Source organism: Paludisphaera mucosa (assembly GCF_029589435.1).
Lineage (GTDB): Bacteria > Planctomycetota > Planctomycetia > Isosphaerales > Isosphaeraceae > Paludisphaera > Paludisphaera mucosa.
This window is the reverse complement of sequence record NZ_JARRAG010000001.1, coordinates 725916-739390: the sequence shown is the minus strand read 5'-3', so window position 1 is coordinate 739390 and position 13475 is coordinate 725916. Positions and strand designations below refer to the sequence as shown.

General features: G+C 70.1%; 13 protein-coding genes. 5 read left to right on the top strand and 8 right to left on the bottom strand.

Going from position 1 to position 13475, the window contains the following annotated elements; translation table 11 throughout:
• Nucleotides 1-145: 145 nt before the first annotated feature.
• The 4 genes from PZE19_RS02990 to PZE19_RS02975 all read left to right on the top strand — a co-directional run bounded on the left by PZE19_RS02990 (nt 146) and on the right by PZE19_RS02975 (nt 3574).
• Nucleotides 146-1117 carry an aldo/keto reductase gene (locus tag PZE19_RS02990; RefSeq protein ID WP_277859107.1) on the top strand — a complete coding sequence of 324 codons (972 nt, stop codon included), beginning with the start codon at nt 146-148 and terminating at the stop codon, nt 1115-1117.
• A gap of 106 nt (nt 1118-1223) precedes the next feature.
• Nucleotides 1224-2120, top strand: coding sequence for a hypothetical protein (locus PZE19_RS02985; protein WP_277859106.1), 897 nt, complete (start codon nt 1224-1226; stop codon nt 2118-2120).
• A gap of 72 nt (nt 2121-2192) precedes the next feature.
• A complete protein-coding gene (locus PZE19_RS02980) occupies nt 2193-3026 on the top strand; it encodes a thymidylate synthase (protein WP_277859105.1) in 834 nt (277 codons plus the stop codon).
• A 23-nt stretch (nt 3027-3049) separates the two neighbouring features.
• On the top strand, nt 3050-3574 hold the full coding sequence (locus PZE19_RS02975) for a dihydrofolate reductase (RefSeq protein ID WP_277859104.1): 525 nt from the start codon (nt 3050-3052) through the stop codon (nt 3572-3574).
• Here PZE19_RS02975 and PZE19_RS02970 read toward each other — a convergent pair.
• The 8 genes from PZE19_RS02970 to PZE19_RS02935 all read right to left on the bottom strand — a co-directional run bounded on the left by PZE19_RS02970 (nt 3571) and on the right by PZE19_RS02935 (nt 11600).
• Nucleotides 3571-3969: a hypothetical protein gene (locus tag PZE19_RS02970; RefSeq protein ID WP_277859103.1), complete on the bottom strand. Its 399-nt coding sequence runs from the start codon at nt 3967-3969 to the stop codon at nt 3571-3573. The two genes, PZE19_RS02975 and PZE19_RS02970, sit on opposite strands and share 4 nt — an antisense overlap.
• A gap of 14 nt (nt 3970-3983) precedes the next feature.
• Entirely contained in the window at nt 3984-5009 is a 1026-nt protein-coding gene (locus PZE19_RS02965) for a DUF1559 domain-containing protein (protein WP_277859102.1), read from the bottom strand.
• Nucleotides 5010-5065: 56 nt separating this feature from the next.
• Nucleotides 5066-6475, bottom strand: coding sequence for a carboxymuconolactone decarboxylase family protein (locus PZE19_RS02960; protein ID WP_277859101.1), 1410 nt, complete (start codon nt 6473-6475; stop codon nt 5066-5068).
• A gap of 237 nt (nt 6476-6712) precedes the next feature.
• Entirely contained in the window at nt 6713-7144 is a 432-nt protein-coding gene (locus PZE19_RS02955; protein ID WP_277859100.1) for a hypothetical protein, read from the bottom strand.
• A 160-nt stretch (nt 7145-7304) separates the two neighbouring features.
• Nucleotides 7305-7520: a hypothetical protein gene (locus PZE19_RS02950; RefSeq protein WP_277859099.1), complete on the bottom strand. Its 216-nt coding sequence runs from the start codon at nt 7518-7520 to the stop codon at nt 7305-7307.
• Between the two features lie 14 nt (nt 7521-7534).
• The gene (gene feoB / locus PZE19_RS02945; protein WP_277859098.1) at nt 7535-9787 is read right to left on the bottom strand and encodes a ferrous iron transport protein B; all 2253 of its coding nucleotides are present in this window, start codon (nt 9785-9787) and stop codon (nt 7535-7537) included.
• 80 nt (nt 9788-9867) lie between these two features.
• Complete coding sequence (locus PZE19_RS02940; RefSeq protein WP_277859097.1) at nt 9868-10143, bottom strand: FeoA family protein; 276 nt, start codon at nt 10141-10143, stop codon at nt 9868-9870.
• A 164-nt stretch (nt 10144-10307) separates the two neighbouring features.
• The gene (locus tag PZE19_RS02935; RefSeq protein WP_277859096.1) at nt 10308-11600 is read right to left on the bottom strand and encodes a glycosyltransferase family 87 protein; all 1293 of its coding nucleotides are present in this window, start codon (nt 11598-11600) and stop codon (nt 10308-10310) included.
• 223 nt (nt 11601-11823) lie between these two features.
• On the opposite strand from PZE19_RS02935, the gene PZE19_RS02930 reads away from it, so the two are divergent.
• Entirely contained in the window at nt 11824-13074 is a 1251-nt protein-coding gene (locus tag PZE19_RS02930; protein WP_277859095.1) for a hypothetical protein, read from the top strand.
• Nucleotides 13075-13475 lie beyond the last annotated feature (401 nt).

The following is a 13475-nucleotide window of genomic DNA, read 5'->3' as shown; positions in this document are numbered from 1 at the left end:
GGGCCGGTTCGCCGGGGCCCAGGGTTCATCTTGGACCGTCCCGCGTCGGCCCTCAACGGTGCACCGGCCGCCTCCCCGTCGCCTGCGGTCGCGGGCGGGTTTAGAATGGGGCCTCGATTCGATCCGCGGGCGGGAGGCGAGGACGATGCAAGAGCGCGTGTTCGGACGGCTGGGCTGGGACGTCGGCGAGATCGGCTACGGCATGTGGGGGCTGGCCGGCTGGACCGGCAACGACGACGACGAGACCGCCGCCGCCCTGGAGCGGGCCGTCGCGCTCGGCTGCAACTTCTTCGACACCGCCTGGGGCTACGGCGAGGGCCGCAGCGAGCGCATCCTCGGCGCACTCCTCAAGAAGCACGCCGACAAGCGGCTGTACGTCGCCACCAAGATCCCGCCCAGGAACTTCCAGTGGCCCTCGCGCCGCGGCTCCACGCTCGACGAATGCTTCCCGCCCGACCACATCCGCGAGTATACCGAGAAGTCGCTGGCGAACCTCGGCGTCCAAACGATCGACCTCCAGCAATTCCACGTCTGGGAAGACGCCTGGGCGCGGGACGATCGCTGGCTGCGCACCGTCGAGGACCTCAGGCGCGAGGGCCTCGTCCGGGGCTTCGGCGTGAGCGTTAACCGCTGGGAGCCCACCAACGTCGTCGAGACCCTCAAAACCGGCGCGATCGACGCCGTCCAGGTCATCTACAACATCTTCGACCAGGCTCCGGAGGACGAGCTGTTCCCGCTCTGCCGCGAGCGGAACATCGCCGTCATCGCCCGCGTCCCGTTCGACGAGGGGACGCTCACCGGCACCCTGACGAAGGATGCGAAGTGGCCCGAAGGGGACTGGCGGAATACCTACTTCGTGCCCGAGAACCTGTCGCGCAGCGTCGACCGCGCCGAGGCCCTGCGGCCCTTGATCCCGGCCGTCATGACGATGCCCGAACTGGCCCTCCGCTTCATCCTCCAGGAACGGACCGTCTCGACGATCATTCCGGGCATGCGGAAGATCCGCAACGTCGAGGCCAACCTCGCCGCCAGCGACGGCCGCCCGCTCCCCGCCGGCCTCATGGCCGAACTCCGCAAGCACCGCTGGGACCGCACGCCGACCGCCTGGTCGCAGTGAAGAGGTCGTTCTCGCCTTGACCGAACTCGGGGCCTCGCGCACCATCGCGACTGCGCGGAGGGTCCGCGCCGATCGGAATTCGCCCGTCGCGCAAGGAGGCGCCCGCATGCCGTGCCTGAACGCCCTGCTCATGGTCGCCGGAATCGCCGTCGGGCAAGCCCCCGCGCCGACCAAGCTGGCCGAGGCCGCCGTGAAGGACGTCTCGTCGGCGACGGCGACGCCCGCGACGGCCGTCCCGCACGTGGCGTTCGAGATCCACGACGTCACCACGACCAGCCCCGACTGGCGCGGGCGGACCCTCCCCAAGCTCCAGCCGGTCGCCCGCCAGGAGAGCGTCGCCGCCTGGGCCCTCGATCAGGAGGGGGTCGTCGCCCTGCTCGCCGCCTGCCAGGCCGACCCCAAGGCGAAGGTCTTGCAGGCCCCCCGCATGGTGGCCCGGCTGGGCGACCCGGTCCGGATGACGAACGAGGATACCTCGAAATACGTCGCCCACATGAGGCGGATCTCGGACTCCCCGCCCAACCGGGGGACGAGCGTCGCCTTCGAGCCGATCGTCGACGAGGTGCACGACGGCATCCGCGTCGAGCTGACCCAGACCCGCCTGAAGGGCCCGGTCCTGCTCGCCCACGTGGTCATCCAGCACAACAAGCTGCTCGGCTTCACGACGACGAACTACACGGAGTCGGTGGTGAACGCCGAGAGCGACCCGGGCGTGGTGAAGACGTCGCTCCTCTCCAAGCTCCGCCCCGAAGGCTCCGACAAGCTCTCGATCAACGCCACCCTCCAGGTCCCCGAGGTCTCCTCGCGGCGGATCGAGGGCGACTGGATGATCCCCTCCGACGGGGCGATGCTGATCAGCATGGGGCCGCATTCCCTCGGCGCCAACGCCGGGCGCCACCATTACGAGGAGCGGCTGATCCTCGTCACCGCCCGGATCGAGCAGGTCCCGGCCGTCGTCGAGAAGCCTAAAGCCGCGCCGGCGACGCCCCCCGCGAAGCCCTGATCGCAGGGGCTTGCTCGGACGGTGTATAATCGAGGATTGCCGATCACGATCGCCGATCGCCGGAAGCCGCCCATGCGCCAGTATCTCGACCTGCTGAAAGACGTCCGCGAGAACGGCCTGCGCAAGCCGACGCGGGCCGTCCTGCGCTCGACGGGCGCCAAGATCGACGCCCTCAGCGTCTTCGGCCGGCAGATCCGGTTCGACCTGGCCGACGGCTTCCCGCTGGTCACCACCAAGAAGACGGCGTTCAACGCGATCGCCCACGAGCTGATCTGGTTCCTGCGGGGCTCGACGAACATCGCCTATCTCCGCGAGCACGACGTCTCCATCTGGGACGAGTGGGCCGACGCGGACGGCGAGCTTGGGCCGGTGTACGGCAAGCAGTGGCGGTCGTGGCAGGCCCCCGACGGCCGCGTCATCGACCAGATCGCCGACGTCGTCGCCGGCATCCGCGCCGTGGTCGCCGACCCGACCGCGTCCGTCGGCCGTCGCCTGATCGTCTCGGCCTGGAACCCCGCGGAGGTCGGCGAGATGGCCCTCCCCCCCTGCCACACGCTCTTCCAGTTCAGCGTGGCCGCCGGCCGGCTCTCCTGCCAGCTCTACCAGCGCTCGGCCGACCTGTTCCTGGGGGTCCCGTTCAACATCGCCAGCTACGCCTTGCTCACCCACCTGACGGGGCAGGTGGCCGGCCTGCAGGCCGGCGAGTTCATCCACACGTTCGGCGACGCCCATATCTACACGAACCACCTGGACCAGGTGGACGAGCAGCTCGGTCGCGAGCCCCTCCCCTTGCCCCGGCTGGAGATCGACCCGGCGGTGGTCGACCTGGCGAGCGTCGAGCGGGCCCAATTCACGCTGGTTGGATACAGATCACTCCCCGCACTGCGTGGCGAGGTAGCGGTGTGAGCGACTCAAGGAGGAGTCGGCGAATGGATGTTTCATTAGTGGTCGCGACGACTCGAGACCGTGTGATCGGCTACGAAGGGCATCTTCCGTGGCGACTCCCTCGGGATTTGAAGCTATTCCGACGGCTTACAATGGGTAAGCCAATTATCATGGGTCGTAAGACCTACGAATCGCTCGGCCGCGCCCTGCCGGGGCGGACGAACATCGTCCTCTCGCGCGGGTCGCTCCCGCACCCGCCCGAGGTGCAGGTCGCGCGCTCGGTCGAGGAAGCCCTGGAACTGGCCCGGCTCACCGGTAGCGACGAGGCCGCGGTCATCGGCGGCGGCCAGGTTTACGAGGCGTTCCTGCCGCTCTGTTCGACGATCCACCTCACGCTGGTCGAGGGGGCCTTCGAAGGCGACACCTACTTCCCGTTCGACCTGACGGGATCGTCGGGATGGCGGCTCGAACACGAGGAGCGATGGGAGGCCGACGCGTCGAATCCGTTCGACGCGTCGTATCGGATCTACGAGCGAGTGGCGGCCCCGGCGGAGGCCGCATCGGGCTAGAAATCGGCGTCCTGCCGGGCGATCGAGACGACGTCGCCGGTGTTGACGACGTAGACGACGCGCTTGCTGGCCGTCTTGCCCTTGTCGTTGGTGAGGGTCAGCGAGACGGGCCATTGCACGCCCGCGCCGAGCGCCTGGCCCTCGCCCTCGATCTGGTAGGCGGAGACCTTCGCCCCCTTCTCCCAGTCGCGGTCGAGGACGTGCAGCGGCGGCGACTGCTTGGCGAGGTCGGCCTGCGCGCCGCCGGCCTTCCAGGCGTCGAGGGCCGCCGAGAGGTGTTGCTTCGCGGCCGCCGCGTCGGTGGCCGGCGGGGCCGAATCGCCGCACCCCGCCGCGCACCAGGCGGCGAGGAAGGCGACGGTCCATAAAGGTCGGACGCATGGTCGAGCGGACATGTCAAAGGCTCCGGTCACAGGGCGTCGCTGCTGATGATCTCGCCCAGGTTGCGAGAGCCCATCGCCCGCCACGTCTGGATGCTGATCGAGTCCTTGACGAACTTGACCGATCCGTCGCCCAGCAGCACGTTCACGCCGCCGGGGTGCCGGCTGTTGGCGGTGGTCGAGATCCGCAAGGGCGGGAACATGCACGAGCGGGTCGACGGCGGGGCGACGTGGTAATACGCGGTCGTCGAGTGATATCCGTACAGCCAGGGAGCGCCGACGTCCGAGAAGCCCTGCTTGGTGATGTCGCGCCAGTTCACGTCGCGGCAGATCTGGACGACCTCGTCCTGGGTCGTCGGGTAGACGCCGGGCTGGAAGGTGTCGGCGTTCTCGGTGGCGAGGGCCTGGCTGAAGTCGCCCTTCACGTGCTCGCTGAACATCGCGGTGTTGGACGTGCCGTCGGTGGCCTCGGCGATCCCCTTCGCCTCGTTCGCGAAGAAGAGGCCGTCCGGGGCCCTCATCGAGGCGTTCACGCCGCCGGGGTCGGACTTGCCGGAGCCGAACAGGAAGTTCGAGCCCTCGCTGGCCCGGTAGTTGGTGCCCGCGTAACCCTGGGGCACGGAACTCTGGGCGTCGGACGGGCAGAGGAAGCCCGAGACGACCGTGGCCCTCGCGGTCTGGTTGCCGTCGTAGCCGCCGTTGTTCGGGTCGGGGTTCCAGGTCAGGTTGAAGTTGATCGCCTGGTAGATCGCGGACTGCTCCAGGAAGGGGAGGATCTGCGAGTGGGGCGAGTAGGCGCGCGTGATGCTCACGGCCCCGCCCGCGCCGACCTCGACCACGCGTCCCAGGGGGAACCTCTGGTGGCTGTCGTGGTAGTTGTGCACCGCCAGGCCGATCTGCTTCAGGTTGTTGACGCACTGGGCGCGGCGCGCGGCCTCGCGCGCCGCCTGCACCGCCGGCAAGAGCAGCGCGATGAGGACGGCGATGATCGCGATCACCACCAGCAGTTCGATCAGCGTGAACCCGCGACGGCGGGCCTCTCCAGGCATGGTCATGGCTCGGTTCTCCGAATGAAGGATTCGATGAAGGGGACGAGACGGGAACGGCGGGATCAGGATTCCAGGGGAATGCCGGCGGCCTCGGTCACGCGGTCGAAGAAGGCCGCGACGGTGACGAAGTAGACGACCTCGGCGGTCTCGCGATCGGAGAAATGCTTGCGGACGGCCGCGACGTCGGCGTCGGTGACGAGCGCCGGGTCGGCGGTCAGCTTCTTCGCCAGGTGGAACACGGCCTTCTGGCCCGCGGAGAAGCGGTCGTCCGGCGCGTCGATCGCGAAGATCGCATCGTCCGACTGGCCGAGGTCGTGCAGCCGCTTCCTGGCCTGTCCCAGGGCGTACCAGGCGCGGTCCTGGCGGGCGGCGATCCAGGCGATCTGGGCGCGGAGCGTGGGGTCGAGGACGCCCTTGTCGGCCGCGGCGCCGGCCGTGATGCTCAGGATGCGGGCCTTGCCGGCCTCGGGGAAGTTGGCGAGCAGCCGGACCCAGTTCGACAGCGGCGCTGCGGACCAGTCGTCGGGGAGTATCTTGCGGGCCTTCTCCTCGTCGACCAGCGTCAGCCGCGGCTTCCGCTCGCGGGCCGCGGCCAGGGCGGCCTCCACGTCCGGTCGCGACTCCAACGCCGGCCGGTTCGCGGCGGCGGGCTTGCAGACGACCTGCGACCCGCCCCTTTCCGGATCCAGCGGCGCGACCAGGCTGGGGAGTTGTCGATAGGCCGCGGCCGTCGGGGTCAGGTAGTCGCGGTGATCCTCCTGGGGGATGGCCAGGCCGCCGGTCCAGCGGGTCATCGCGCAGTAGTTGCCCGTCGAGAAGATCATGTCGAGGATCGCCAGGTCGTCGTGATGGCGACGGAGCGCCTCGACGTCGGCGGTCGCGATCTCCTGGGGCGTCCGCGCCAGCTTCTTCACGAAGGCGAACGCCGCGGCGTCGGCCGGCTTGAACGAGGACCAGTCGGTGTCGAGCGCGGCGAGTTGGTCGTCGCTGACGCCGGCCGCCTTGAGCTTCACCTCCTGGTGGCCCAGGCAGTAGTAGCAGTTGTTGGCCCGGGCGACGAGCCAGAAGAACATGATGCGCACCGTGGGGTCGAGCGGCATCGCCGGATCGCCGGCGCCCCAGCGCAGGATCGTCTTGGGGTCGGTCTTCCCCGCATCCGACGGCCGCACGTAGAACTCGCTGCGGAATTCGGGCGCGAGGTAGAAATTTCGCATCCGGCCGTTGTTGACGATGCCGGCGAAGACGCCCCCGTTCGGGTTCGCCGCCGCCTTCTCGGCGCGAGCCTTCTCTTCCGGGGTGAGCGGGGGGAGCGGCAGCCGGGGCTGGCTCTTTTTCGACCCTTCGAGCACCTCCTTGAGGCCCGGCCGGGTGACCGCGACCGGCGAGGGCGCGCCCTCGTCGCCGGCCTTGACGGCGGGTGCAAGAAGGGCGGACGCGAGCGTGAACGAGGCCGCGAGTCGTCTCGTGATCATGAGAAGACCTTTCGAACGAACAAGATGGGGGATGAGATCGAACGATCGCGCCGGGCGCGTCGATGCGCGGAGCGGAGCCGGGTCGCGAAGGAAATTTCGACGTCGACGGCGTCGGACCTTGCACGCGGGAGGGGGCGCAGGCGACGGACTCATGGCGAGCCGGACGACGGCGTCACGCGTCACAAGGAGGGCGCGCGACGCAATCCGGGCGCGAAGGGGGCCGTGGGACGGCGGCGATCAGCGGGGCGGGTGGAAGATGAAATCCCGGCGCAGGATGGGAGCGAGGTCGTCGCCGCCCTGGATCGGCCGCGAACGGCCGGGGCCCCGGAGGACGGCCGGGTCGAGGGAGTCGGCCCAAAGTTCCACGCGCAGGTCGACGCCGCCGCTGAAGTCCATGCCGGGGAGGTCGACGGGCTTCGAGCAGAAGGCCCCGGTGCAACCCCCGGGCTTCAACGGCGTATCGCCCGAGGAGTCGGGGCTTCCGGCGTCCGCGATCAGCTCGGCCGAAAGTCCCAGGGGGCCGGTGCGGTGGTCGTCGCCCGACCGGTGAGCCAGTCCCGTGCAGCCCGCGAGCGCGTTCGAGGGCGAGGCGAGGGCCAAAACCCACGCCGCCAGGAACGCCCCCAGGCGGAGCGCGAACAGGGATGTCTCGGCGCGTCTAGGCGTCATGGACTGGGTGGTCGTCGCTCGCTCGATGGGCCCCGTCATGGATGTGAGACGAGCGGGGCCGGACTGGTTCGAACCGCACGGAGGTTTAAGTTATCGTCCGACGGGCCGCGGATTCAAGCCCTCGCGCCCGTCCCCGAATCCTTTTTCACCCTGAAAGAATTCAGAGCGATCCCGAGCGTTCGCGGCCCTTGGCGGGCGACGCCAGGCCGATCGAGACGAGCTGTGCGGGCTCCGTCCCGCCGGCGGACGAGCATTTGCCGCACGACGACCCGCAGCCGGCCGACTTCTCGCCGGCGAGGCCCCGCCAGACGAGGCTGCCCAGGTAGGAGGCGGCCCCCAGGACCGCGGCGATCGCGACGACGTCTTGCCAGCCCATCGGTCACCTCGGCTTCAGGAGACGAGCCACGTCCCTACCTGGTAAGTCGCGAAGGCCCCGACGTAGGCCAGGAGGGTCATATATGCGAACGACAGGGCCGGCCAGGTCCAGCTGCCCGTCTCGCGCCAGATCACGGCCAGCGTCGACACGCACTGGGCGCAGAGGGCGAAGAAGACCATGATCGAGAGCGCGACCGGCATCGTGAAGAGCGGCCGGCCCGATTCCGGCCAGGTCGCCGACTGGAGCGCCTGCGTGAGGCGCTGTTCGCCCTCGCCCTCCTCGACGTCCTCGCCCACGTCGAAGATCACGCCGAGCGTGGCGACGACGACCTCGCGGGCCGGGAACGACGCGATCGCCGCGGCCCCGATCCGCCAGTCCCACCCCAGGGGCCGGACGACGGGCTCGATGAACCGGCCCATCCGGCCCAGCAGGCTCTGCCGCTCCTGGGCCCCGGCGATGTGATTCTCGGCCTCGCGGACCGAGGCTTCGAGGGCCTCGGCCCCGGCCGCGTCGTTCGCCGCGCGGGCCGTCTCCAGCTCGCGCTCGACCTGCGCCTTGCCCGCGAGCATCGGGGCCAGGTCCGCTTCCGAGAGCCGAGGGTAGTACAGCAGCCCCCACATGACGATCGAGACGGCGAAGATGATCGTGCCGGCGTTGTAGAGGAAGTCCCAGCCCCGTTCGAGCATCCGCCGGGCCACGACGATCGGCGAGGGCCACTGGTAGGCCGGCATCTCCATGAGGAAGACGGGCGTGGCGCTGCGGAGGAACGTGCGCTTCAAAAGCAGGGCGACCAGCGCGGCCACGACGACGCCGACGAGGTACATCGCCAGCATCGTCAGGCCCTGGAGCTGGAGCCAGCCTCCCAGGTACGCCCGTTTGGGGATGAACGCCCCGATCATCAGCGTGTAGACCGGCAGCCGGGCGCTGCAGCTCATCAGGGGGGCGATCAGGATCGTCGTCAGGCGGTCGCGGCGGTTCTCGATCACCCGCGTCGCCATCACGCCCGGGATCGCGCAGGCGAACGAAGAAAGCAGCGGGATGAACGACTTGCCGCTCAGCCCCACGCGGACCATGATCCGGTCCATCAGGTAGGCCGCGCGCGACAGGTAGCCGCATTCCTCCAGGGCCGTCAAAATGCCGAAGAGGATGAGGATCTGCGGCAGGAAGATGACGACCGCGCCCAGGCCCTTGACGATCCCGCCGACCAGCAGGCTGCGGATCGCCCCCTCGGGCAGGGCCCCCTCGATCGCCGAGCCCAGGGCCTCGAAGCCGGCGTCGACGAGGTCCATCGGGACCGTCGCCCACGAGAAGACGGCGCTGAAGGTCAGGAGCAACACGGCGATCAGGACCAACGAGCCCCAGAGGCGATGCGTCAGGATGGAGTCGAGCCGATCGGCGAAGCGCGGGCCGGCCCCACCGGAGTCCTGGACGACCCCCTCGGTCGATCGAGCGACCCAGGCGTAGCGCGACGTCGTCTCCACGTCGGGCACGCGGCAGCCCGCCTCGGCCAGCCGCTCGCGGGCCTCCTCGACACGGTCGCGAAGGTCGCGTCGCCCGGCGTCGGTCAGGTCGAGCCGGGCCTCGATGTACGAGCCGGCGTCCAGGACCAGCCGCTCGACCAGGTAGCGCGGCGAGTGGGTCGTCCCGACGCCGCCGAGCTTGCCGTCCAGCTCGTCGGCCAGCCGGTCGACCTCGCGGCGGAACGGTTCTGGGAAGATCTCGACGGGGGCGGGGGGATCGCCCGCCCCGGCCCGCTCGACCGCGGCTTTAAGGACGTCGAGGCCCTCGCCGCGACGGGCCTGGATGGGGACCACCGGCACGCCCAGCCGGCGCGCGAGCAGGGCGGCGTCGACCGAGACCCCCTCGGCCTCGGCCAGGTCGTTCATGGTCAAGGCCACGACCACCGGCCGACCCAGCTCCATGACCTGGCTGAGCAGGTACAGGTTGCGATTGAGGTTGCCGGCCGCGACGACGCAGACCACGACGTCCGGCGGCGGGAGGTCGGCCTGGCGGCCCAGCAGGACGTCGACCGTCACCATCTCGTCGGGCGAGCGCGGGGCCAGGCTGTAGGTGCCCGGGAGGTCGATCAAGACCCAGCGGCGGCCGTCGTGGACGACCTCGCCCAGCTTCTTCTCGACGGTCACGCCGGGATAGTTGCCGACGCGCTGGGCGACGCCCGAGAGGGCCCCGAAAAGCGTCGACTTGCCGGTGTTGGGATTGCCCACGAGGGCGATCGACCAGGTTGTCTTTTCCGAGGCGACCGCCATGGCGAGTTGGGAGGATCCTCAGGGAGGATGGGCGGGGCGACGGCGGCTCCGTCCGTCGGGAACGAACCCGGGAGCCTGGCTCAGGAGGCCATGGCCGGGACGCGGACCAGCACCCGCGCCAGGTCGTCGCCGCGGAAGCCCAGGCGTTGGCCTTCCAGGCCGATGATGCAGGGGCTCCCCGGCCGGATCATGCGGACCGTCGCGCCGTGGTACAGGCCCATCTCGCGAAGCCGATGCACCAGCTCCAGGTTGCCCACGACCTCGCCGACGCTCCCGGACTGCCCGGCCCGGAGCAAGCCCAGCGGAACCATCTCACCCGTCTCCTCGCCCTGCCCCGCCAGCGCCTGTGCCTGCATGCTGGACCCCGATTCCTGGGAACTCGAATCCGCTCCGCCCGCCGAGACCTCGCGGGAATGAGACCGAATCTCAATGGCAAGTATAGCGGCAAGAGAATTGGATGACAATCGATTTCAACCAACCGCCGAATTTCGTCGCCGCACCTCCGCGACGTCCGTCTCGTTCAGGCGACCTCCGGCGCGTTATCCGACCTCGGGACGAACGTCGGCGCCCGCGGGAACGCCCCCCGGCGACCGTCGCGGTAGAGTTCGACGTACTCGAGGACGACCAGGACGATCATGCCGAGGCGGACGGCCCAGCGGTAGGCGTGCCAGCCGGCCGCCGGGCTGCCGACGACGCCGTCCATGTAGGCGATGGAGAGCGCCGCGAAGAGGAGGACGCCGCCCCTCGCCAGCGGCCTCGATGTGGCGTCGTTGGACCAGCCCATGCGTCGCAGGAGCATCGGCAAGAGCAGTACGGCGTCGTAAGTCCCGTGATAGGTCCAGAATACGGCCGTCACGCCCGCCAGCGAGAAGAGCCGGGCGCGGGGGGCGTCGCGGTGGAGATACAACGTCGCCGCGCAGAACGCGAGCAGCAAGAGCGGCACCAGCGGGACGACCCAGGGGAGCCGCGTGCTCAGGGGCAGCACCCATTCCTGGACCGTGTACATCCCCGCCGACAGGAAATAGCGCGAGACCGCCAGCCAGTCGCGGAAGATCGAGACCGGCTCTCGGCCGATCTTGGCCGCCACGTAGAGCGTCGAGCCCAGTTGCACCAGGGCGGCCGTGGCCAGCACCCGCCACTCCCGGCGGATCAGGGGCAGGAGGAAGAGGGGCATGCAGACGCTCGGCTTGAGCAGGGCGAGCCCCAGTGCCACCCCCCGCACGGGCCAGGCGAACTTCGGGTCGTCGACGATGAGCATCAGCGCGAGGACGAGCAGCGAGAACTGCGCGCGGTCGAGCGTCGCGTAGACCGGCGTGAACAGGATCGCGACCAGCAGGATCCACCAGAAGTCGCCGTCGGGCCCCGGGGGGATCGGGGGCGTCGTCCAGAGGCGAGCGAGCAGGGCCGCGACCGCCAGCGTCAGGAGGACGTCGAGGACGAACCAGCCCCCCAGGACGGTGGCCGGGTCGTCGATCGCGCCCAGGCCCAGGGCCAGGAAGCCGATCGCCCCCGGCGGGTAGGTGGCCTCGGGCGGGCCGTACTCGGGGATCACGTCGGCTCGCCGAGCCTCGGGGACGGCGCTCGGAATCTTCGAGACCCAGGCCCCCTTCGGATTGGCGACGCCGTACTCGGCGATCAGGATGTCCCGCGAGAGCGAATAGGGGTCGCGGCCGGCGACGACGTACTTGCCGACCACCCAGTTGCGGACCAGGTCGCGCTCCTCGAAGTGGCCCTTGCGGCGGACGTCGTACGCCGTCAGCCCGACCCACGCGGCGAAGGCCGCCGCGATGGCGATCCGCCATCCCCTGTTCATGATCGCTTGGCCCCTTCCCGACGCGTCCCGACGGGGCCGGCGATGCGTCGACTTCCGTGTCTGCCTGTCGATTCCTCGGTGCGGTCCCGAAGGTAACGGCCGCCACCCCCCGGCGGCAAGCCCGCGCCGGCCGGCGGTGGCGACGGCCGATCGGGCGCGCGAGAATCGCCCTTCTCCCCAAGCCCGGTCCCTCCGGGGGATCTCTTCCGCGAAAGGTGCAGCCATGACTCGCCGATCCTGGAATCGTCGCGACTTCTCCCGCATGGCGCTCGGCCTCGGCGCCTGGTCCGCCGCCGCTGCGCCGACGTGGGCCGCAAAGGCCGCCGGCCGCGACTACCGCTTCGAACGGACGATCTCCCGCGAGGTGCTGGAACACTACCTGGCGAGGGCGATCACCGTGCAGGACCTGTTCGCCGGCCAGGGCGACCTCGCCGACAACCTGCGGATGCTCAGGGACCTCGGGGCCAAGTTCCTGGGCCGAAGCCTCTGCTTCTGGGGCCAGGAGTCGCGCCTGATCGCCAGGCTGGAGCAGGCCCGGCGGACGATCCCGAAGGCGCACCAGGTCGACCCCGACATGGTCGTCCAGGCCTGCATCTTCGAGATCGTCACCCGCCAGGTCGACCAGGTCCCGATCCCGGCCTGGGCGTTCGAGGCGCTCGGACTGCCGGCCGAGGCCCGCAACTTCCGGTTCGCCGACATGGCCTTCGCCGACGGCAAGTTTCGCGACCAGTGGGGCCGGGGGACGACGGTCCCGGACGTCAGCCGGCCCGAGACGCAGCTCTGGTTCCATTTCCTGGCGGCGTCGTACATCGACATCGGCGTCGAGGCCCTCCATTACGGCCAGGTCGAGCTGATGAACCGCAACGACCGCGACCTGACCCACTACGCCAAGGTCTTCGAACGCGCCCGCGCCCATGCGGCCGAGAAGGCGCGCCGGGGGATGGTCCTCTGCGACGCCCACGTCCCCGGCGGCGGCCTGGTGCGCGAAGGCAAGCTGTTGCTGGACTTCCATTCCTTCCCCCTGCGGATCAAGGAGGTACCCGAGCGCAGGATGGAGGGGATCCTGGAAATCGGCTTCAGCGACGGCCTCTACGGCCGCAGCCGGGGCGGGACGACCCACAGCGGCTGGTCGTGCGACCACCTGCCCTATCTCGTCGAGCTGGACAACTGGGGAGGCAGCAAGAAGCCCGGCGAGCCCGGCCAGGGGGGCGTGTGGGTCTGGGGTTACGACGAGATCGGCTGGTTCGCCCACCAGCCCGACGACCAGCGGGGCGACTGGCTCCGCTACGCCTGGAGGTGGGTCCGCGAGCACGACCCCGCCGCTTTCCTCCAGATGCCCGGCTCGCGCGTCCTCCACACCCCCGTCGGCGACAAGCACTGGTATTACGCCAACACCCCGAGCGCCGCCGTCCCCGACGGCTTCGGCGAGGAGGCGGCGATCAAGGCCATCTGGGCGGCGGACGCGGCCGGGTGAGAGCCTTGCCGCCACCCGGCGAGCGGGTTAGCCTTCAGCCTCCTCTCGAACCGCTCCGGGCCGCCGCTTCGTTCGGGGACCGCCCATGCCGCAGATCGCCGCCGCGTTGATCACCCTCGCCTCGCTCGCGTGCCAGGCTCCGGACGGCGGAGGCGTCTCGGCCGCGAAGCCGGAGGTGACGGTGCGGATCGTCGAGGGCCGGGTCGTCGACGCAGGGGAAAACCGGTCGGCGCGGGCAAGATCCTCTTCGCCCCGCAGTCGGCCCGGGCCTCCTTCACCAGGGACGCGACGACCTCCATCGACGCCGAGGGGCGATATCGGATCGAGCTGAAGGGCTTCGCTTCCGGTCCCGACCGTCAGGCGGCGACGGGCCCGCTCCGGTTCCTCGCCCTCGCCGCCGG